Origin of the sequence: Curtobacterium sp. UNCCL20 (genome assembly GCF_900101675.1) — a bacterium.
Taxonomy (GTDB): domain Bacteria; phylum Actinomycetota; class Actinomycetes; order Actinomycetales; family Microbacteriaceae; genus Curtobacterium.
Map to the genome: position 1 here is coordinate 466,103 of NZ_FNKG01000004.1, position 20,373 is coordinate 486,475.

The following is a 20,373-nucleotide window of genomic DNA, read 5'->3' on the forward strand; positions in this document are numbered from 1 at the left end:
AGATCGATGAACACTGCACCAGCAGACACCCGGCGCCCACCAGCTGGACGCCTCGCCCCCGGGGCTGCTCCGCCGCCCGAACCCGGGCTCCGTCGACGGAGCACCTGGCAGCGGATCCGCCGTGACAAGGTGCTGCTGTTCATGGGGCTGCCCGGGGTGGCGCTGCTCCTCGCGTTCCAGTACCTGCCGCTGCTCGGCAACCTCATCGCGTTCCAGGAGTACCTGCCGTTCGTGCCACTCGGGCGGAGCCCGTGGGTCGGCTTCGACAACTTCGCCATCGTGTTCAACGGTGACCCGGAGTTCCTCGGCGCCCTGCGGAACACGCTCGTCATCACGCTCGTGCAGGTCGTGTTCGTCTTCCCCGCGCCGATCATCCTCGCGCTGATGCTCAACTCGCTGCTGTCCGAGCGCATCAAGCGGGTCGTGCAGTCGGTGCTCTACCTGCCGCACTTCCTGTCCTGGGTCATCGTCGTCGCCGTGTTCCAGCAGATCCTCGGCGGCTCCGGGCTCGTCAACAACGCGATCCGTGCCGCGGGCGGGAACGCGATCGACTTCCTCGGCAACCCACACGGGTTCATCGCCCTGCTCACCAGCCAGGTGATCTGGAAGGACACCGGTTGGGCGACGATCCTGTTCCTCGCGGTCCTCAGCTCGATCGATGCCAGCCTGTACGAGGCGGCGAAGATGGACGGCGCCTCCCGCTGGCGGCAACTCTGGCACGTCACCCTGCCCGGCATGCGCGGCATCATCATCCTGCTGCTCATCCTGCGGCTCGGCGACTCCCTGACCGTCGGCTTCGAGCAGATCCTCCTGCAGCAGCAGGCCGTCGGCCGCGCCGCCAGCGAGGTCCTCGACACCTACGTCTACAACAACGGTGTGCTCGGCGGGCAGTGGGGCGTCGCCGCCGCGGTCGGGCTCGTCAAGGGCGTCGTCGGCGTCCTGCTCGTCCTCGGTGCCAACAAGCTCGCGCACGTCTTCGGTGAAGCGGGCGTCTACCAGAAGGAGGCACGATGACCGCCACGCACACGATGACCGTCCCCGGCTCGAAGAAGCGGAAGCGCGGCGGCCTCGACGCTCCGCCGCTGCCGGGACGACTGCTCACCGGGTTCGTCCTGCTCGTGATCTGCCTCGTGGTGATCCTGCCGTTCGTCGGCATCGTGTCCACGAGTCTCGCGCCCGTCGCCCAGGTGAACGACGCCGGCGGGTTCGTGATGTGGCCGAAGGGCCTGGACTTCGGAGCGTACGAGAGCATCTTCGCCGGTGGCGTCGTCACCCGCGCGATGCTCGTCAGCATCGGGATCACGGTCGTCGGGACGCTCATCAGCCTGTTCGTGAGCGCGATGCTCGCCTACGCACTGAGCCGTCCGGGCTCCTACGGGTCCGGGTTCGTGCTGAGCCTCGTCCTCGTCAGCCTGCTGTTCGCTCCCGGTCTGATCCCGAACTACCTCGTGGTCAAGCAGTTCGGACTGCTCGACTCGTACTGGGCGCTCATCCTGCCGACCGCCCTCAGCGCGTTCAACGTCATCGTGATGCGGTCGTTCTTCATGGCGATCCCGAAAGAGCTCATCGAGTCGGCTCGCATCGACGGCGCCGGCGACTTCGCGGTGTTCTGGCGGATCGTGCTCCCGCTGTCGAAGGCGGTCCTCGCCGTGATCGGGCTCTTCTACGCCGTGGGCTACTGGAACGCGTTCTTCAACGCGCTGCTCTACATCAACGACACCGCGAAGTGGCCGCTGCAGCTCGTGCTCCGCACCTACGTGATCAACAACACGCAGCTCGGCGGCGCCGACCTCGGCACGTCCTCGGACGCGCTCCCGCCGCAGGCGTCGATCCAGATGGCGATCCTCGTCGTCTCGATCGTGCCGATCCTCATCGTCTACCCGTTCCTGCAGCGACACTTCGCCAAGGGTGTCCTGACCGGCGCCGTGAAGGGCTGAACCCATGAACCGCACCACGACAGGCCAGGGTCTGGCAACGCCCTTCAGCCGCCGCGCGCTCATCGCAGGCGGACTCGGTGCCGCTGCCACGGGCCTCCTGGCCAGCTGCTCCACCGTGACGCGCTCCACCGATGTGCAGGCCATCAACAAGGCCGTCCGGCTCCCGGACTACGTCCCGTGGACCGGCGGACCGGAACCGGTCCTGCCGAAGACCAGCGCCCTGATGCCGAGCGCCTTCCGGAAGATCCCGGACCGACTCGTGCCCACCCGGGGCAAGCCAGGCGACGGCTCCGCTGTGCACGGCAGTGTCCCGACGAGTTCCCCGATCCCGCCCGCCAAGGCGAACAACCCCTACTGGCAGGGGCTCGACGAGCGGATGGGCGTGGAGCTCGGGCTGACGATCACACCGAGTGCCGACTTCGACAGCAAGTTCGCGACGCAGGTCGCCGGGAACGCCCTCGGCGACGTGTTCACCATCTCGGGGGCGTTCTCGTACCTGCCGCAGTTCCTCGAGGCGAAGGCCGCGGACCTCACGCCGTACCTGTCCGGGAGCGCGGTGCGGGACTACCCGTACCTCGCGAACATCCCGACGGCGTCCTGGAAGGGAACGGTCTACTCCGGCGCGATCTACGCGCTCCCCGTCCCCCGGGGTCCGCTCGCGTCGAGCGTGCTCTACCAGCGGAACGACCTGTTCGAGCGCCTCGGGGTCGATCCGTCCTTCTCGAGCGTGGACGAGTTCCTGCAGCTCTGCCGACAGGTCACCGACGCCGACGCGAACCGGTGGGCGCTGGCGGGCGCGCCCCCGAACGTCATCGCGTCGATGCTCGGGCTGCCCAACCAGTGGCAGGAGTCCGCGGGCCGTTTCACGAGCATGTACGAGGTCGACGGCTACCAGGACATGCTCGAGCTGCAGCGCAAGCTGATCGCGGAGGACCTGGTGCACCCGGACAGCATCTCGGCCTTCAACGGCAAGGTCTGGTTCGTGCAGGGGTCCGCCGTGATGCTGCAGGACACCTACAGCGCCGTCCCGGGTCTGCTGCAACAAGCGACTCCCGGCACCGGTTTCGACGTGCGCATCGCGCCGTTCGTCGGACCGGCGGGGAAGACCGCGAAGCCGTGGCTGGGCAACCCGATCAACACCATCACGGCGATCGCCGCGGGGTCCGAGGAGCGGGTCCGGATGCTCCTCCGCATCATGGACTGGTGCGCCTCCCCGTTCGGCACCGAGGCGTGGATGTACCGCAAGTTCGGCATCGAGGGCCGTGACTTCGAGTACCGCGACGGTGCGCCGGTGCTCACGAAGACCGGGAACAGCGAGACCGCGCTCGGCGAGTTCCCGGTGCAGTACTTCACCGAAGGGCCGCTCCCGCTGTACTACGTCGGGAACCCGGGGATGACCGACAAGGTCTACGAGTCCCTCGCGTCGTGGCTCGACGACGGTGTGGCCGATCCGACGTACGGGCTGTACTCCTCCACCAAGTCGGTGAAGGGGGCCGCCCTGACGGCGTGGACGACGGACGCGGTCAACAACGTACTGCTCGGTCGCACACGGGTCTCGGACTGGCCGTCCGTGGTCAAGCAATGGCGCCAGCGCGGTGGCGACGCGCAGCGACACGAGTACGAGGAGGCCCTCGCGGCGCGGTCGTCGTGACGAACGAGGGGCGGACCGGCCACGCGAGTAGACAGGCTGCATGGAGATCGCACCGATGCTCGCCAAGGCCGTCGCCACCGTCCCCGAACCCGACAGCGTCACGGGCGGCCTGCGGTACGAGCCGAAGTGGGACGGCTTCCGCGGCATCGTGACGATCGACGGCGACGACGTCGAGATCGGCAGCCGCGGCGCCAAGCCGCTCACCCGGTACTTCCCGGAGCTGGTCGAGGCCTTCCGCGCGCAGTTCGGCGGGCGGGACCACCCGGTGGTGCTCGACGGCGAGGTGATCCTCCGGGCTGGCGACCCCGGCGCCGAGCGGCTCGACTGGGAGGCGTTGTCGCAACGGATCCACCCGGCGGCCTCGCGGATCGCGACGCTCAGCGTCGAGACACCGGCGCAGTTCGTCGCCTTCGACCTGCTCGCCGTCGACGGGGACGACCTCACGGACCGGCCGTTCGACGAGCGGCGGGAGCGCCTCGAGACCCTCGCGGGCGACCTCACCGATCCCCTGTTCGTCACGCGCACGACGCTCGACGTCGACCTCGCTCGCGAATGGCTCACCACGTTCGAGGGCGCCGGACTCGACGGCGTGGTCGCGAAGCCGCGCGCGAAGCCGTACGAGCCGAACAAGCGCTCGATGCTCAAGGTGAAGCACCACCGCACCGCGGACGTCGTCGCGATCGGGTACCGGATCCACAAGAGCGGCACCGGTGTCGGATCGCTGCTGGTGGGTCTGTACGGCGACGACGGGGAGCTGCGGCAGGTGGGCGGCGTGTCCGCCTTCTCCGACAAGCGACGGGTCCAGTTGATCGAGGAGCTCGACCCGGTGGTGCTCCGGGATGCGGACGGGAGGCCCGTCACCGGTGCGGGGGAACGCTCGCGGTTCTCGTCGGGTCGCGACACGTCGTTCGTCCGGCTGGCGCCGGAGCGCGTGCTCGAGGTCCGGTACGACCAGATGGAGGGCGACCGTTTCCGGCACACCGTGCAGTTCGAGCGGTGGCGGCCGGACCGCGAGGCACGGTCGTGCGGCTTCGAGCAGCTCGAGGTCCCGACGGCCTACGACCTTCGAGACGTCCTCAGCTGATCGCTTGTGCTGTCCGTTCAGCGCTCATATGATCAAAGTAGTTAGTCGAACTAGTTATCCCGTGGGAGGCTGGTGACACGCAAGGGGGAACGGCGAGGTCGCCGTCCAGGACAGATCGGAGTGGGACATGGTCATCGACGGCATCAGCGACGCTCACCGCGGGACCTGGTCGCGGCTCACGCGGCTGCACACGGCGAGCGTGACGCTCCCGACGCAGACCACCCGCGTCGTCCAGCCGAAGCTCGTCGGCGAGGAAACGCAGGCGGCTTAGGCCTTCTTCGCGCGGGACGGTTGCACGCGCGGCGGCTCACCCGGCATCTTCGGGAAGTCCGGCGGGAACGGCAACTCGCCTTCGCCGTTCGCGAGGTCCCGCTCCCACCACTCGAGCAGCGGCGCGATCGTGCCCGGGTCCTCCCCCATCGACTCCCACGGGTCGCCCGTCGCCGCGAGTCGACCGGGAACGGTCCGGATCGTGAACGCGGTCGGGTCTGCGCCGTCGAGTTCCTCCCAGGCGATCGGCGTCGACACGGCGGCGTGCGGCAGGGCGCGGGGGCTGTAGGCGCCCGCCATCGTCCGGTCGCGGTTCGCCTGGTTGAAGTCGACGAACACGCGCTGCCCGCGCTCCTCCTTCCACCACGCCGTGGTCACCCGGTCCGGCATCCGTCGCTCGAGTTCCCGTGCGGCGGCGATCACGGCGTGCCGGACGTCGAGGAACTCGTGCTCGGGCCGGACCGGCGCGAACACGTGCAGGCCGCGGTTGCCGCTCGTCTTGATCCACGCCGTCAGGCCGACTTCGGCCAGCACCTTCCGGAGCTCGTGCGCGATCGGGACGGTGTCGTGGAAGTCGGTGCCGGGCTGCGGGTCGAGGTCGATCCGGAGCTGGTCCGGGTGGTCGCTGTCCTCCGCACGGGACGCCCACGGGTGGAACACCACGGTGTTCATCTGCGCCGCCCACACCGCCACCGCCGGCTCGTCGATGACCAGCTGCGGGTGGCTGCGGGCGCTCGGGTAGGTCACCGTCACGGCGCGGACGTACTCGGGCGCACCCTTCGGTGGGTTCTTCGAGAAGAACTGCTCGCCGTCCACACCGCCGGGGAACCGCTGCAGTGAGATCGGGCGGTCCCCGTTCGCGCGGACGAAGGCGTCACCCACGGTGACGAGGTACTCGGCGAGGTCGAGCTTCGTGATCCCGGGCTCCGGCCAGAGCACACGGGAGGGGCTGCTGATCCGGACCTCGCGGTCGCCGTCGGTCCCGGGCACCGTCAGCACCGTCGCTTCGCTCGCCATGCAGCGGAACCTACACGCACGGTCGGGTCCCGGCCGCAGACGGTCGAACCCCGGCCGCGGACGGTCCCCCGGCCGCTGAACACCGGTGTTCGTCGGTCACACACGCACATGCGGGGGTTCGGCGGACGAGCACCGGTGTTTTGCGAGAGGGAGACGGGCACGATGGGAGCGTGACGGCGTACCTCGGAGTGGACCTGGCGTGGGGACTCGGCTCGGAGCGGAAGCCCGCGAACGAGACCGGCCTCGTGGCGATGGACACCGACGGCACGATCACCGATGCGGGGTGGGCCCGCGGAGTCGACGCCGTCACGGCCTGGATCACCGAGCACCTCGGCCCGCGCTCCCTCATCGCGGTCGACGCCTCCCTCGTCGTGACGAACCCGACCGGCATCCGCGAAGCCGAACGCCAGGTCGGGCAGCGCTACGGCAGGTGGAAGGTCGCGGCGAACCCGACGAACCTGGCCTCCGCGGCGAGCGCCGGCGCCCGCCTGCTCGACCGGCTGACGGACCTGGGCGTCGGGTACGTCTCGGACACCGCGGCGATGCACGCCCGGTCCGGACCGACGGCGTTCGAGTGCTACCCGTACACGACGCTCGTCGGGGTCGAGGAGTTCGGGTACGACGTCGAACGGCCCCGGTACAAGCGCCTCGACCTGCAGCTGCCGGCAGCGGAGGCCCGGGCACGTCGCGCCGAGGCCTTCGACGAGCTCGTGCGACGGCTGCGCGGGACGCCGCTCGACCCGCCGCTGCGCCTCGACTCGCACCCGCTGACCGCTGGGCTCGCCGAGCCCTCCGGGATCCACGGGCCGACGCACAAGCACCGGGAGGATCTGCTCGACGGCGCGCTCTGCGCCTGGACGGCGGCGTTCTGGGACCGGCACGGCGACGACCGCGTGCAGATCCTGGGAGGTGATCCGGGCCTCCCGGCAGACCCGCTGGACGAGGCGGGCCGGAAGCCCGTCGTGGTGGCGCCCGCGCGCCCGTCGCAGCGGAGGCCGCGCGGCTAGTCTTGACCGGTGAGCACCACCACCGAACCCCTGCGCATCGGGCTGGTGTCGCTGCACACCTCCCCCGGCGACGAACCCGGCTCCGGCGAGGTCGGCGGCATGAACGTCGTCGTCCGCCACCAGGCCGAGGCCCTCGCCGACCGCGGCCACCACGTCGACATCATCACGCGCCGCTCGTCGCCGACGCAGCCGGACTCGGTGTCGCTCGTCCCCGGCGTGTGCCTGCGGTTCCTGTCCGCCGGGCCGGCCGAACCGGTGCCGAAGGGCGAGCACGACGCGTTCATCGAGCCGTTCCGGCGCGAGCTGGAGCACCTCGGTCCGTTCGACGTGCTGCACTCGCACCACTGGTTCTCCGGCGCCGCGGCGTTGCCCGTCGCACGCGAGCGCGGCATCCCCCACGTGCAGTCCTTCCACTCGATCGCCGCCGACTCGGACACGCCACTGTCCGAGGGCGAGCGCCCCGAGTCCGCGGGTCGGATGGCCGGCGAGCGCATGCTCGCGCGGGACTCCGACGCCGTCGTCGTGGTGTCCGAGGCCGAGGCCTCCACCGTGCGCACGCGCCTGGGCGGCGACGACGCCCGCATCTGGATCGTCCTGCCCGGGGTCGACGGTTCCGTCTTCCGTCCCGCCACCGCCGGTGCGCGCCGCGCGGACGTCCCCTACGTGGTCGCCGCGGCTCGCGTCCAGCCGCTGAAGGGCCTGGACCTCGCGATCGAGGCGATCGCCGGCATCAGCCTGGAGGCGCGCCCCACCCTCGTCATCGCCGGGGACGCCTCGAGCGAGGCCGGCGACTACGTGGAGGAACTGCGTCGGCTCGCGGCCGCGCACGGCATCGCCGACCGCGTGACGTTCGTCGGTCCGCAGTCGCGGGCCGACCTGGCGATCCTGTTCCGCGGCGCGGCAGCCGTGCTGGTGCCGTCGCACTCGGAGACGTACGGGCTCGTGGCGCTGGAGGGTTCCGCGTCCGGGGTGCCCGTCGTCGCAGCGGCGACCGGAGGCCTCCGGGAAGCCGTCGTCGACGGGGAGACCGGGGTCGTGCTCGAGTCCCGGTCACCGACGGTGTGGGCGGCGGAGATCGAGCGGATCCTGACCGACTCGGCGTACGCCGCGGGACTCGCCGCCGCCGGGCGGGAGCACGCCGAGCGGCTCAGCTGGGAGCGGTCGGCCGCGGGACTCGAGGACGTGTACCGCCGAGTGCTCGGTCGCTCGTGAGCGGTCCGCGGCGGTTCGACGGGTTCTGGGCAGCACTCGACACGGTGCCCGTCGCAGACGACGCCGAAGCGCTGTACTCCCCCGCGTCGGCGGAGGGGACGCTCCGGCGCGAGAACCTCGGTCGCTACCTGGACGCGGTCGGGTCAGGTGCGGACACGCTGCTCGTCGCCGAGGCCCCGGGCTGGCGCGGCATGACCAACACCGGCGTCCCGTTCACCAGCATGCGGGAGCTCGGGCCGGAGTACCTCGTGCCGCCGGAGCCGACCGCCCCGTGGGAGGCATCGTCCCGTGTGGTGCAGGCAGCGCTGGCGGAGTGGCGCGGCCCGCTCCCCCTGGCATGGGCGATCTTCCCGCACCACCCGTTCGCGGCCCCGGACCGGCTGACGAACCGGACGCCGCGGCCGTCGGAGGTGCGGGACGGCGCCCCGGTCGCGCTCGCGCTCCTCGAGGCGCTGGGCAGCGGCGGCGCCGTGCGTGTGGTCGCCGTCGGGCGGAAGGCGCAGGGTGCGCTGGCGCTGGCGGGCATCGACGCGATCGCGGTGCGGCACCCCGCGCAGGGCGGCGCGCGGCAGTTCACGGAGCAGCTGCTGGCGCTGAACCGCGGCTGACGGGCAGCTCACCAGGGCGGGTTCGTCCCGGCGAAGCGTCGACCCGGCGTCAGGCGGACTGCACCTCGACGCCCTTCGCCGCGAGACGCTCGGTGACGTGGGCGGGCAGCGGTGCGGCGGCGTACACGGTCGTGAGGGCTGGCAGATCGAGCAGGTCGTCCCAGTTCTGCGGGTCGAAGCGGTCGTCGGAGCCGTCCCACCCGGGGTGCACGTCCTGCAGGACCTCGAGGTCGGAGTCCACCGTCAGCTCCGTCACGAGCGACAGGTGCGACGGGAGGAGTTCGAGGTCCTCGTAGTACTCGCGTGCCCGATCGTCCTGCCCCTCGACGTCGAGGTCCTCGTCGCTCTCGTCCTCGGCGGCGCCGTTGTACGGCTCGAGGACGTCGAGGTCGTAGCAGAGCACGTCGAGCACGAGGAGCTTCGCGTTGAAGTCCGCGAACTCGATGGGCTCTTCGGTCGTGTTCGACTCGTCGTACATGGCTCGGAGCGTAGCGGTCCGACCCCGGGCGCGTCTGGGTGCTCGGGTGTCGGTGTCGCAGCCGGTTCCGCAGCCGGTGTCGCAGCCGGCTTCGTCAGGGCACGGCCGTGTTGCGATCAGCGGGGAGAACCCTGTGAAGGCGGACAGAATGCTGTCCCCCGGGCAGAGTCGACGCATGGCCACCACCAACACCGAGCGCGCACAGCAGGAGCAGCCCGAGCTCCGGCGCGTCATCGGCCCCAAGCTGCTGCTGCTGTTCATCGTCGGGGACATCCTCGGCACGGGCGTCTACGCCCTCACGGGTCAGGTCGCGGCGGAGGTGGGCGGAGCAGCGTGGCTTCCCTTCCTCATCGCCTTCGCGGTCGCCCTGCTGACGGCGTTCTCGTACCTCGAGCTCGTGACGAAGTACCCGCAGACCGCCGGAGCCGCGCTCTACGTGCACAAGGCGTTCGGCATCCACTTCATCACCTTCATCGTCACCTTCATCGTCATGTGCTCGGGCATCACCTCGGCGTCCACGGCGTCCCGGGCGTTCGCGGCAAACCTCGGCGCGGGCTTCGGTCTGGAGCTGCCGAACGGCGTGGTCATGCTCATCGCGATGGGCTTCATGCTCGCCGTGATGGCGATCAACTTCCGCGGTGTCAGCGAGAGCGTCAAGACGAACGTGGTGCTCACCCTCGTCGAGTTGAGCGGGCTCGTGATGGTGATCCTCATCGGCTTCTGGGCGATCGCGGGTGGCAACGCGGACTTCTCGCGGGTCGTGATGTTCGAGACCCCGGAGGACAAGTCGCTCCTGCTCTCCATCTCGACCGCGACCTCGCTGGCGTTCTTCGCCATGGTCGGGTTCGAGGACTCGGTGAACATGGCCGAGGAGACGAAGGACCCCTCCCGCATCTTCCCGAAGGTCATGCTCACCGGCCTCGGCATCACCGCGGTGATCTACGTGCTCGTGTCGATCTGCGCCGTCGCCGTCGTGCCGATCGGTGAGCTGGCGGGCAACGAGACGCCGCTCGTCACCGTGGTGCAGACCGCGGCACCGGACTTCCCGATCGCCGACCTGCTGCCCTTCATCTCGATGTTCGCCGTCGCCAACACCGCGCTGATCAACATGATGATGGCGTCGCGCCTGCTGTACGGCATGAGCAAGCAGGGCGTCCTGCCCGGGTTCCTGGCGCGGGTGTCCCCGGCTCGCCGCACCCCGTCCACCGCGATCGTCTTCACGACCTTCATCTCCCTGCTGCTCATCGGCTGGGTCTCGCTGGACCCGGACTCCCCGATCGTCGTCGTCCTCGGCGGCACGACCTCACTCCTGCTGCTGTCGGTGTTCGCCGTCGTGAACCTGTCGGTGCTCGTCCTGCGCCGCGACAAGGTCGACCACAAGCACTTCCGTGCCGGTGTGATCGTGCCCGTCATCGGCGTCGTCACCTGCCTCTGGCTCGTCCTGCCCTTCTCGTCCGGACGTGACCCGCAGCAGTACCAGATCGCCGGTGCCCTGCTCGCCCTCGGCATCCTGCTCTGGATCGTGACGTGGTTCACCCACGGTCGGAAGCAGACCGAGAAGGCGCCGACCGGACTCGTCACCGAACCGACGAAGGTCCAGCGTCCGAACGTGCACGAGCACGAGCACCGGGACGTCTGACCCGGCTGCTCACCCGCGTGGCGACACCCCCGATCGGGCGGGTGCGGTTCCCAGGCGGCGCACGTAGCCTCTTCGTGCTCCGCCTGACCCGCCCCGCCCGAGAGGACCCGCCATGCGCCGCGTCGGCATCACGCTCGCGTCGGTGTTCGGCGCGGGCGTCGTCGCGATCGGCATCGGCGTCATCGTGGTCATCGTCATCGCGGTGAACTCCCTGTCGGGGGCCGCGAAGTCCGCCACGGCCGAGGTCGTGCCCACGTGCCCGGACGTCGCGACGAAGACGATCGGTGGCATCGCCGTCCCGGCGGGCCCGGTCGCCGGGTTCTGCCAGGACCGTCTCGTCAACGCCGCCTACGTCATCGAGGCCGCCCAGGCGCTCGGCATCGGACCGCACACCCAGGCGGTCGGGGTGATGACGGCGATCGGCGAGTCCAGCCTGGTGAACCTCGACCACGGTGACGCCGCCGGCCCCGACAGCCGCGGGCTCTTCCAGCAGCGGGACAACGGCGCGTGGGGCACGTACGAGCAGCGCATGGACCCGTACACGGCGGCGTCGATGTTCTACGCGAAGCTCGTGAAGGTGCCCGGCTGGAAGACGATGACCCCGACGCAGATGGCGCACGCGGTGCAGATCAACTCGGACCCCGACCACTACGCGAAGTTCTGGCCGGAGGCGAAGGCCGTCGTCGAGGGCCTCACCGGCGAGACCGTCCCGGACACCGCACCGCAGGGCTGAGCGAACCGCTCCGCACGCCACCCCGGGGCACCGCGCGCTCACGACGCCAGGGCGAACGGCCCGTCCTGGACCTCGCCCGGCTCGTCGAGCGACACGATGGCGATCCCGCCGGTGTGCGCGGCGACCTGCGCCCGGATCCGGATGCCCTGCTCGCGGAAGGCGCACTCGCAGGCGTCCACCCACTCCCAGTCGACCGGGAACAGCCGGGACTCCCCCGGGCGCTCCCACACGAGCACGACCTCGGCCGCGGCGAGCTGCTGCACGACGTCCGCCGCGAGCGCCGCGAAGTCCTCGACGTGCTCGTCGGGTTGCCACGGCAGGTCGGAGATCGGCATCACGAAGGAGATCGGGACGGCGCGTTCGTCGAGGAACAGCACCCAGCACTGCCGGGTGATCGGACGTTCGAGGAGCGCGGTGACGAGGTCCACGACGTCGTCGTCCGTGCGGACAGCGGTGTGGATGAGGCGGTCGAGCATGTCGTTGTCTGGCATGCCTCCAGCCTCGCGGGGCACGGGTCCTGGGAACGGGCCGGACCGGGATCTGTGGAACCCCGAGCGCACGAAGGCCCCTGTGGAGGAACGACCTCAGATGCCGTGCGTGATCGCGCTGTCCACCAGCAGGATCGCCCCGAAGAACACCGCCACCACGGCCGCGATGCCCACCAGCGCGAACGGCCAGGTCAGCTTCCGCCGGACGAGCCGCAGCACGCAGACGACCAGCGTCGCGACGAGCACCACCGCCACGAGCACCGGGCCGACGTACACCACCGCGCCGCCGAGCGTCTCGTCGCAGCTGTTGCCGGGCGCCCCGCACGAGCTGAACGCGAGCGACAGGAACACGATCCCGCCCCCGGCGACCACCGACTCGGCGGCCAACAGGACCAACAGCGCCGTGGTCGCGACCACGTCGGCGACGCGACGGCCGCCTGCCAGGGGATGCCGCGCCTCCCGGCCGAACGCCGCCGGACCGGACCCCAGCGGATCCGCACCTGCCGCCCGACCGGACCCGAGCGGATCCCCGCTCGACGCGGGACCGGACCCCAGCGGGTCCGCACCGGCCGGCGAACCGACGCCGGTCCTGGCTCGCGCACCCACCGGACTCACCGCCCTCGTGTCGACCAGAGCGACGCAGCGACCAGCAGCGGCTGCCCGAACAGGCGCCCGATGCGCTTCACGTCCGAGTCGAGACCGAACGCATCACGCCGGTTCAACCACTGCGAGATGTTCCCCGGGAACACCGCGACGAAGAAGAACGCCACCACGTTGCCGACGAACCGACGGCTCCGCTGCGGCGCGAGCACCAGGGCGCTGCCGAGCGCGATCTCGGCGACCCCGGAGGCGAGCACCGTCGTGTCCTCGTCGAGCGGGACGAACTCCGGCACCTGCGCGCGGAAGTCCTTCCGGGCGAAGGTGAGGTGGCTCGTGCCGGCGAAGACCAGGGCGAGACCGAGCAGGACGCGGAGGAAGGAACGCATGCACCCATCGTGCCCGCCCGACACGGGTGCGGTCCGGACCCGCCCAGAACGGACACCTCCCGTTCCCCTCGGTAGGTTCAGACGCATGGGAGCAGCCACGCGGGACCACGAGCCAGCCGCCGCTCCCGCGACCTTCGCCGTGCTGCTCGGCCCGATCGCGTTCTACATGGGGATCATCGTGCCGGCGGCCTCGATGGGACGACACGTCCTGCTCGGCGCGGCGTTCGGCGTGCTCTGCATCGTCAGCGGGTGGCGGGCCCTGGCGATCGCGCGGTACCGGCAGCGCGCGGTGCGGGTGTGGTCGTGGATCGGGATCGTGATCGGGGCACTCGGGCTCGTGATGCTCGTCTGGCAGCTGCTCGTCATCGTGACGGGCGGGGCGTTCCCGCCGCCGTTCTGGTCGCCGTACGCGTGGCGGTGACGGGGGCGGTTCGGCCGGAGGCAACGGTTGACCGCTCGGTGCGAGGTCGTAGCGTCGCACGAGGACGCCGACGTCGAACTGAGTGACGAAGGCGGCACCGTGCGACCGCGACCGTCCCGGCCGTGCCCTCACCAGCCGAGCGTGCCCGCCCCGCCCTTGAACGGCCCGACCACCTTCGACGTGATCCATCCCCCGTAGAAGTCGCCCTCCTGCGCCTCCACGACCTCGCCGCCGACCTCGCACGAGTCCATCGCAGACGGGTAGATCGCCACCCGGTTCCGCAGCGTCTCGTACCCCGGCTCGGGCGTCGGGTAGTTCCACGCCGCGCGGCTCGCGACCACCCCGTCCCCGCCCACGACGTCGAAGTACCGTGCGCGTCCCTTGAACTCGCACATGCTCGACCCGTCGGCCGGCCGGAGCTCGAGGTCCGCCATCGGCAGGTAGTACACCGGCGGGTGGGAGGTCTCGAGGACCCGCACCGCGTCCGTCGTGTCCGCGATCACGGTCCCACCGAGCCGTACGACCACCCGCTCGTGCACCGGTTCGACAGCTGGCGGCCGCGGGTAGTCCCACACGGACTCCTGTCCGGGGCCGGGTTCGGTTCGGGTCACTCGTCGCATGGGTCACGTCTACCCCGTCAGGCTGCGGTTCTGCTCGCCGTCCCGAGACCCCGTGACCCGAGACTCGGCCTGGGCGACAGTTCTCGGGCGCTGGGTCGCGAGATCGGTCGCTCACCCCGAGACTCGGGCCCGCCCGGCGCGCCCCCGACCCCCGCGAGCCCCGCGAGCCCCGAGAGCGAGCACAGCACCCGCTCAGGGTGCAGAGTGAACGCGTGACGACGACGACACGCACCCTGTTCCGACGGAAGCCGATCGAGACGATCGACGACGAGACCGGCGGCGAGGACGGCCTGAAACGGCACCTCGGCCTCTGGCAGCTGACCGCGATCGGCATCGGCGGCATCATCGGCGCGGGCATCTTCACCCTCGCCGGCACCGTCGCCCACGGGGTCGCCGGGCCCGCGGTCCTGATCAGCTTCCTGGTCGCCGGTGTCGCCAGCGCCGCCGCCGCCCTGTCGTACGCCGAGTTCGCCGGCCTCATCCCCAAGGCGGGCAGCGCGTACACGTACGGCTACGCGGTCCTCGGCGAGATCGTCGGCTGGTTCATCGGCTGGGACCTGCTCCTCGAGTACACCGCGATCGTGGCGGTGGTCGCGATCGGCATCTCCGGCTACGTCGGGTTCCTCGTCGGCCAGTTCGGCATCGACCTGCCCGCCTGGATGCTCGGCGCCCCGGGCACCGGTGACGGGCACGTCATCGACGTCTTCGCGATCCTGCTCTGCCTGCTCACCGCGTTCGTCCTCACCCGCGGCATCCGGAGCGCCGCGCGCTTCGAGTTCGTCGCCGTCGGCATCAAGGTGGCACTCGTGGTGCTCATCGTGGTGCTCGGCGTGTTCCACATCAACAGCGCCAACTACTCGCCGTACTTCCCGTTCGGCTTCGGCGGTGTGATGACCGGTGCCGCGACGGTGTTCTTCGCCGTGTTCGGCTACGACGCCATGTCCACCGCGGCCGAGGAGTCCACCGACGCCCGGAAGCACATGCCGAAGGCGATCCTGCTGTCACTCGGCATCTCGATGGTCCTGTACGTCCTCGCGACGCTGGTGCTCACCGGGATGCAGAAGTACACCGACATCGACCCCGCGTCGGGCTTCTCGTCGGCCTTTGCCTCGGTCGGCCTCGGCGGCGTCGCGAACGTCATCGCGATCGGCGCCATCGTCGGCATCGTCACCGTCCTCGTGACGTTCATGCTCGGTGCGAGCCGCGTCTGGTTCTCGATGAGCCGGGACGGCCTGATGCCGAAGTGGTTCGCGAAGACCGACCCGAAGCGCCACGTCCCGACCCGGGTCACGTGGATCCTCGGCATCGCGTCGGCGATCCTCGCGGGCGTGCTGCCCATCGGCGTCGTCGCCGAACTGACGAACATCGGCATCCTGCTCGCGTTCGTCGTGGTCTGCTCCGCGGTGATCGTGCTCCGCTACCGCCAGCCCGACCTGGACCGCCAGTTCCGGCTGCCGTTCATGCCCGTGATCCCGATCATCGGTGTCATCGCCTCGCTCTGGCTCGTCACCTTCCTGCAGTGGGAGACCTGGGTCCGCTTCGCGGTGTGGTTCGCGATCGGCCTCGGCGTGTACTTCGGCTACTCCCGGAAGCACAGCAAGCTCGCGACCGGTGAGGCGACCGGCAAGCCGATCGGCCGCTGACCCGGCGAGCACACCGGACGGCCCCGGGAGCAACGCAGCGGGCGCGGACCCCCTACGCCTCTCGGCGGTGCTTGCCCTTCGCGGCCGTCGGGTCCGCCATCGGGTGGTTCCGGAACCACCGCAGCAGTTCCCGCGACCGGCTCGAGTCCGCGCTCGAGTCGCCCGCGGACAGGAACTCGCTGAACCCCTCGGGCACGTCGGCGCCGTCGGAGTCGCGGTCGTACGCCATCGACCACTCCGGGAAGCGCCGCGTGTGGATCGACTCCTCGACGAGCAGGCGGACCTCCTCGTGGCGGTCGTCCGCGACGATCCGGGCGTAGGTCGCGAGCACGGCGTCGTACGGTCCTTCGAGCAGCTGCATGAAGCGTCCGGCGCGGTGGACGAGCAGTCCGGTGAGCCCGTCGGCGGTGTTCCGCGCGCGGGCGTGTTCGAGGACCGCCTCGAGGGCGTCGTCGTCGAAGGGCTCCGACGCGGAGCTCATGTAGACCAGTGACTGCAGCATGCCGTTCCTTCCGTGCTGACCGACATCGATCCTGCCTGCTGGCGGAAGCCTCCGACGCCCCCAGAACGGGCCGGTGCGCGTGGCGGCTCACCGGCGGAGGGCATCGCTACTCGCGGATCTCGCGCATGTTCTGCGCCTGCCAGCCCTCGGGGATCGACGCGCGGAACGCCTGCAGCGCTTCTTCGTAGTTCCGACCCGTCGCCTCGTGCGGCCGCGTCTCGGTGGCCCGGGCGACGGCGCGGACCGTCGTCTCGCCGGTGGCCTTGCTCGTGAGCGCGTTGACCTGCTGCAGCTCGAACCCGGTGAGGTCGAGCGCCGCGATCGCCGCTTGGCGGGCTTCCTCGATGTTGTCCCCGCTGCCCTCGGACTCCTGGGTGGCGGTCGAGCGCAGTTCTCCTCGCAGTGTCGTCACCCTCCCAGTATGGCTGCGTGGCGGGTGGAGTCCGCCGCTGTCGGCCGGTGCTGGCACGATGGACCCGTGCCCGCCGCCCCGATGATCGACGCCGTCGACGTCATCCGTTTCGTGGGGCCGCAGGCCTTCGGCCGTGCGCGCGACATCGTGCGCGCCGGCCTGGTCGAGTACGCCACGTGGGACGACGACGCGGGCATCGTCACCGCGACCGTCTCCGGCTCCGCCGACGACCCGTACGACGTCCGCATCGAGACCACAGCGGCTCGCGGCGAGTTCGTCCGCCCGGTCCGCAGCACGTGCAGCTGTCCCCTCGGCGGCGACTGCAAGCACGTCGCCGCCGCGCTCCTCACCATCAACGCCCGCGCCCTGGCCGCCGCGGCCGGCCCACGTCCGGAAGCGCCGGCTCCGCCCGTTTCGGACTGGAGGCACGACCTCGCCCGACTCGCCGGCGACGACGAGCAGGTGGCCGGGCCGCAGGGCACGCCGATGGGTCTGCAGTTCGAGTTGCGTGACGCGGTCTCCGCCCGGCTCGCGTCCCGCGCGCGTGCGGCGGGCCGTGCGCTGCCGACGGCCTCGCGGTCGGTGCGGCTCGGCGTCCGCCCGGTGACGAAGAGCGGCGCGGGCAACTGGGTCCGCGGGCAGCTGACGTGGGGCACGCTCCCGTACTCGATGAACCGGCTCGGGCTGTCCCCCGAGCAGCACGGCTGGTTCGTGCAGTTCGCGGCGCTGCACCGGGCCGGCCAGCTCGCGGGGCTCCCGGGCGAGGCCGACTGGATCCACCTCGACGACTTCGGCAGTCCCCTGCTCTGGCCGTTGCTCACCCAGGCCCCCTCGCTCGGGATCGCGTTCGTCACCGGCAAGCGCGAGGGCGGTGCCGTCCTCGGGGCCGAGGCACGGGTGCTCCTCGATGCCGCTCGGCACGAGGACGGGCTCGTCCTCGGCGCGAGCGCGGTGCTCGACGGCCGACCGGTCGCCGAGGGAGCCGCACGGATGATCGGCGACCACGGCGTCTACGGGTTCCGCGAGAGCCCCGAGTTCCACGTCGTGTTCGCCCCCACTCCCGGTCCGGTGCCCGAGGACCAGCGCCGCATGCTCGTCGACGGCGAACGGATCACGGTGCCCGCGGCCGAGGTCGACGAGTTCCTGGCGGACTGGTCGCCGAGGCTCCGCGGGGCGCTCGGTCTGGTCAGCTCGGACGGCTCGATCGAGCTGCCGGAGCGCACCCCGCCGGAGCTCGTGCTCACCGCGACGTTCGAGCCGGCGCGGGCTCCGCGGACGGACGACCGCGTGCACCTGCAGTGGCGCTGGCACGTCGACGGCCGGAAGGACCCGGTCGCACTGCACGGACCGCTCCCCGACCTGTCGGGACTGCGCGCCGCCGACGACCCGGCCGCGCCGGAACCGGCCGCCGACGACCCGGCCACGCCGGAACGCGCCACGGACGACCCGGCCACCCTGGAACCGGCGGCCGACGACGCGAGCAGCCACGTTCCTCCAGGCCCCGGGGGTGGACTCGCGTGGTTCGAGGACGGCACCGTCGACGGCGCCGACGTCGCGGTCTTCGCGAACGAGCTGCTGCCGCAGCTGCCCGGTCACGGTGTCCGCACGGTCGTCCAGGGCGAGCGCGTCGACTACGAACGGTTGACCGGACGACCGCACATCACCGTGACGACGATGCCGTCCGAGAAGCACGACTGGTTCGACCTCGGCATCTTCGTCACGGTGAACGGCAAGCAGGTGCCGTTCACGCCGCTGCTCCGCGCGTTGGCGAAGCGGGACCGGCGGATGAAGCTCATCGACAACTCGTACCTGTCCCTCGGCGATCCGGCCTTCGACCGGTTGAAGGGGCTCATCGAGGAGGCCCGCGAGCTCGACGAGTGGGAACCCGACCAGCCGATGACGGTCACGCCGTTGCAGGCCGGGCTGTGGTCCGAGTTCGACCAGCTCGCCGACGAGACCGAGCACGACGAGCGGTGGCAGGCGATCGCGTCCGGGTTGCTCGGGGCGACTCCGCCGGGTGACGTCCCCGTGCCGGCGACCGTGCACGCGGAGCTCCGGCCGTACCAGCACGCCGGGTACGCGTGGCTGTCGTTCCTGCGCACGCACGGGATCGGCGGTGTGCTCGCCGACGACATGGGCCTCGGCAAGACCCTGCAGGTGCTCGCGATGATCGCGGCAGCGAAGGAGTCGTCGCCGGAGGGTGCGCCGTTCCTCGTCGTCGCGCCGACCTCGGTCGTGGGCAACTGGGCGTCCGAAGCCGCACGGTTCACGCCGTCGCTCCGGGTGACGACGCTGACCTCGACGTCCCTGAAGGACCCCGGGCTCGTGGCCCGGGCAGCCGCCTCGTCCGACGTGCTCGTGACCTCGTACGCGCTGCTCCGGCTCGATGCCCGGGCGTACACCGACCTGGGGTGGTCGGCGCTCGTGCTCGACGAGGCGCAGTTCGTGAAGAACCCGCAGTCGCAGACCCACCGCGCCGCCGTGGACCTGCGCGCGCCGGTGAAGTTCGCGATCACGGGGACGCCGCTCGAGAACGGGTTGACGGACCTCTGGGCGCTGTTCCACATCGTCGCGCCAGGGCTGCTGTCGTCCTGGTCGCGGTTCGGCGACGACTACGTGAAGCCGCTCGCCTCGCCCGACCTCCGGGGTCCGGCGCGCCAGGAGCTCACCGCGCGGCTCCGGCGTCGGATCCGTCCGCTGATGCTGCGGCGGACGAAGGAGAGTGTCGCCGCCGACCTGCCGCCGAAGCAGGAGCAGGTCGTCCGGGTGACGCTCGACCCGGCGCACCGTGCCCTCTACGAACGAACGCTCAACCGGGAGCGCCTGAAGGTCCTCGACCTCATCGACGACCTCGCCCGGAACCGGATGATCGTGTTCCGGTCGCTGACACTGCTGCGGATGCTCGCGCTGTCGCCGGCACTGGTGGCGACGGACGCTGCGCCCGATTCGGACTCGGGGTCGGGTTCGGGCTCGGGCTCGGGCTCGGCGGGTACCGCGCCGGTGCCGTCCGCGAAGCTCGAGCTGCTGCTCGACGAACTCGAACAGCTCGCCGCCGAGGGCCGCCGCGCCCTGGTGTTCAGCCAGTTCACGTCGTTCCTCCGGATGGTCGCCACCGCCCTCGACGACCGGGGCATCGGGTACGAGTACCTCGACGGCTCCACGCGTCGCCGCCCGCAGGTCATCGAGCGCTTCCGGAACGGCACCGCTCCGGCGTTCCTCATCTCGTTGAAGGCCGGCGGGTTCGGCCTCACCCTGACCGAGGCGGACACCGTGTTCGTGCTCGACCCGTGGTGGAACCCCGCGGCCGAGAACCAGGCCGTCGACCGGACGCACCGCATCGGGCAGACCCGGTCCGTGAACGTGCAGCGGTTCATCGCGGAGGACACCATCGAGGAGAAGGTCCTCGCGCTCGCGGCGAAGAAGGCCGAGCTGTTCGCCACGATGATCGACGACGACGCCCTGTTCGCCGACGACCTGACGTCCGAGGACATCCGCTCGCTCCTTACGTAGGGGCGTGCTGCTGGCCTCGTGCGGCGCGGCTGGCCCCGTGCGGTGCGCCCCGACAACCAAAGTCACGCCGAACCACGGGATTGCGCGGTTCGGCGTGACTTCGGTTGTGCGGCGGTCAGCGCGCGAGCGCCCAGCACGCGGCGGACAGCGCGCGG

21 protein-coding genes are annotated in these 20,373 nt (G+C 70.9%); 13 read left to right on the forward strand and 8 right to left on the reverse strand.

The genetic code is table 11. The features are described from left to right. Positions 1 to 6: 6 nt before the first annotated feature. From BLT36_RS17800 to BLT36_RS18870, 5 genes are all read left to right on the forward strand, one after another. The gene (locus BLT36_RS17800; RefSeq protein ID WP_092097151.1) at positions 7 to 1,014 is read left to right on the forward strand and encodes an ABC transporter permease; all 1,008 of its coding nucleotides are present in this window, start codon (positions 7 to 9) and stop codon (positions 1,012 to 1,014) included. Continuing rightward, the gene (locus BLT36_RS17805) at positions 1,011 to 1,937 is read left to right on the forward strand and encodes a carbohydrate ABC transporter permease (RefSeq protein ID WP_092097152.1); all 927 of its coding nucleotides are present in this window, start codon (positions 1,011 to 1,013) and stop codon (positions 1,935 to 1,937) included. The genes BLT36_RS17800 and BLT36_RS17805 overlap by 4 nt, the downstream gene beginning before the upstream one ends. 4 nt (positions 1,938 to 1,941) lie before the next feature. Next, positions 1,942 to 3,588: an extracellular solute-binding protein gene (locus BLT36_RS17810; RefSeq protein WP_092097154.1), complete on the forward strand. Its 1,647-nt coding sequence runs from the start codon at positions 1,942 to 1,944 to the stop codon at positions 3,586 to 3,588. Between the two features lie 40 nt (positions 3,589 to 3,628). After that, a complete protein-coding gene (locus BLT36_RS17815) occupies positions 3,629 to 4,672 on the forward strand; it encodes an ATP-dependent DNA ligase (protein ID WP_092097156.1) in 1,044 nt (347 codons plus the stop codon). A gap of 127 nt (positions 4,673 to 4,799) precedes the next feature. Then, on the forward strand, positions 4,800 to 4,943 hold the full coding sequence (locus tag BLT36_RS18870; protein WP_175529712.1) for a hypothetical protein: 144 nt from the start codon (positions 4,800 to 4,802) through the stop codon (positions 4,941 to 4,943). On the opposite strand, the gene ligD is transcribed toward BLT36_RS18870, so the two are convergent. After that, positions 4,940 to 5,959, reverse strand: coding sequence for a non-homologous end-joining DNA ligase (gene ligD, locus BLT36_RS17820; protein ID WP_092097157.1), 1,020 nt, complete (start codon positions 5,957 to 5,959; stop codon positions 4,940 to 4,942). The genes BLT36_RS18870 and ligD overlap by 4 nt on opposite strands. Before the next feature lie 170 nt (positions 5,960 to 6,129). Here ligD and BLT36_RS17825 point away from each other — a divergent pair, with 170 nt between their 5' ends. The 3 genes from BLT36_RS17825 to BLT36_RS17835 are packed head-to-tail and all read left to right on the forward strand — an operon-like array spanning position 6,130 to position 8,786. Continuing rightward, the gene (locus tag BLT36_RS17825) at positions 6,130 to 6,966 is read left to right on the forward strand and encodes a DUF429 domain-containing protein (protein WP_092097159.1); all 837 of its coding nucleotides are present in this window, start codon (positions 6,130 to 6,132) and stop codon (positions 6,964 to 6,966) included. 9 nt (positions 6,967 to 6,975) lie between these two features. Then, positions 6,976 to 8,178, forward strand: coding sequence for a glycosyltransferase (locus BLT36_RS17830; protein ID WP_092097161.1), 1,203 nt, complete (start codon positions 6,976 to 6,978; stop codon positions 8,176 to 8,178). Then, a complete protein-coding gene (locus BLT36_RS17835; protein ID WP_092097163.1) occupies positions 8,175 to 8,786 on the forward strand; it encodes a uracil-DNA glycosylase in 612 nt (203 codons plus the stop codon). Before BLT36_RS17830 ends, BLT36_RS17835 begins: the two co-directional genes overlap by 4 nt. A 49-nt stretch (positions 8,787 to 8,835) precedes the next feature. On the opposite strand, the gene BLT36_RS17840 is transcribed toward BLT36_RS17835, so the two are convergent. Further along, the gene (locus BLT36_RS17840; RefSeq protein WP_092097164.1) at positions 8,836 to 9,264 is read right to left on the reverse strand and encodes a DUF6892 domain-containing protein; all 429 of its coding nucleotides are present in this window, start codon (positions 9,262 to 9,264) and stop codon (positions 8,836 to 8,838) included. A gap of 175 nt (positions 9,265 to 9,439) precedes the next feature. On the opposite strand from BLT36_RS17840, the gene BLT36_RS17845 reads away from it, so the two are divergent. Both BLT36_RS17845 and BLT36_RS17850 read left to right on the forward strand, forming a co-directional pair. Beyond that, positions 9,440 to 10,903 carry an APC family permease gene (locus tag BLT36_RS17845; RefSeq protein ID WP_092097166.1) on the forward strand — a complete coding sequence of 488 codons (1,464 nt, stop codon included), beginning with the start codon at positions 9,440 to 9,442 and terminating at the stop codon, positions 10,901 to 10,903. A 112-nt stretch (positions 10,904 to 11,015) separates the two neighbouring features. Beyond that, entirely contained in the window at positions 11,016 to 11,636 is a 621-nt protein-coding gene (locus BLT36_RS17850; RefSeq protein WP_092097167.1) for a hypothetical protein, read from the forward strand. Positions 11,637 to 11,674: 38 nt separating this feature from the next. On the opposite strand, the gene BLT36_RS17855 is transcribed toward BLT36_RS17850, so the two are convergent. The 3 genes from BLT36_RS17855 to BLT36_RS17865 form a co-directional block, all read right to left on the reverse strand. Next, positions 11,675 to 12,127 (reverse strand): hypothetical protein, encoded by a 453-nt coding sequence (locus BLT36_RS17855; RefSeq protein ID WP_139166516.1) that lies wholly within the window; start codon positions 12,125 to 12,127, stop codon positions 11,675 to 11,677. A gap of 93 nt (positions 12,128 to 12,220) precedes the next feature. Beyond that, positions 12,221 to 12,739, reverse strand: coding sequence for a DUF6264 family protein (locus tag BLT36_RS19080; RefSeq protein WP_368086387.1), 519 nt, complete (start codon positions 12,737 to 12,739; stop codon positions 12,221 to 12,223). After that, on the reverse strand, positions 12,736 to 13,110 hold the full coding sequence (locus BLT36_RS17865) for a DoxX family protein (protein ID WP_092097172.1): 375 nt from the start codon (positions 13,108 to 13,110) through the stop codon (positions 12,736 to 12,738). The genes BLT36_RS19080 and BLT36_RS17865 overlap by 4 nt, the downstream gene beginning before the upstream one ends. Before the next feature lie 85 nt (positions 13,111 to 13,195). On the opposite strand from BLT36_RS17865, the gene BLT36_RS17870 reads away from it, so the two are divergent. Next, positions 13,196 to 13,531: a hypothetical protein gene (locus tag BLT36_RS17870; RefSeq protein ID WP_092097173.1), complete on the forward strand. Its 336-nt coding sequence runs from the start codon at positions 13,196 to 13,198 to the stop codon at positions 13,529 to 13,531. A 128-nt stretch (positions 13,532 to 13,659) separates the two neighbouring features. Here BLT36_RS17870 and BLT36_RS17875 read toward each other — a convergent pair whose 3' ends face one another. Then, positions 13,660 to 14,142, reverse strand: a complete 483-nt coding sequence (locus tag BLT36_RS17875; RefSeq protein ID WP_254787730.1) for a DUF427 domain-containing protein — start codon at positions 14,140 to 14,142, stop codon at positions 13,660 to 13,662. 221 nt (positions 14,143 to 14,363) lie between these two features. On the opposite strand from BLT36_RS17875, the gene BLT36_RS17880 reads away from it, so the two are divergent. Then, positions 14,364 to 15,794, forward strand: a complete 1,431-nt coding sequence (locus tag BLT36_RS17880) for an amino acid permease (RefSeq protein ID WP_092097337.1) — start codon at positions 14,364 to 14,366, stop codon at positions 15,792 to 15,794. Between the two features lie 52 nt (positions 15,795 to 15,846). Here the strand turns inward: BLT36_RS17880 and BLT36_RS17885 are convergent, their stop codons facing one another. Together BLT36_RS17885 and BLT36_RS17890 are read right to left on the reverse strand one after the other, a co-directional pair. Next, complete coding sequence (locus BLT36_RS17885) at positions 15,847 to 16,296, reverse strand: BLUF domain-containing protein (RefSeq protein ID WP_254787731.1); 450 nt, start codon at positions 16,294 to 16,296, stop codon at positions 15,847 to 15,849. Between the two features lie 106 nt (positions 16,297 to 16,402). After that, positions 16,403 to 16,708 (reverse strand): hypothetical protein, encoded by a 306-nt coding sequence (locus BLT36_RS17890; RefSeq protein ID WP_092097176.1) that lies wholly within the window; start codon positions 16,706 to 16,708, stop codon positions 16,403 to 16,405. A gap of 66 nt (positions 16,709 to 16,774) precedes the next feature. Between BLT36_RS17890 and BLT36_RS17895 the strand changes: the two genes are divergently transcribed. Then, a complete protein-coding gene (locus BLT36_RS17895; protein WP_175529713.1) occupies positions 16,775 to 20,218 on the forward strand; it encodes a DEAD/DEAH box helicase in 3,444 nt (1,147 codons plus the stop codon). Positions 20,219 to 20,373: the final 155 nt, after the last annotated feature.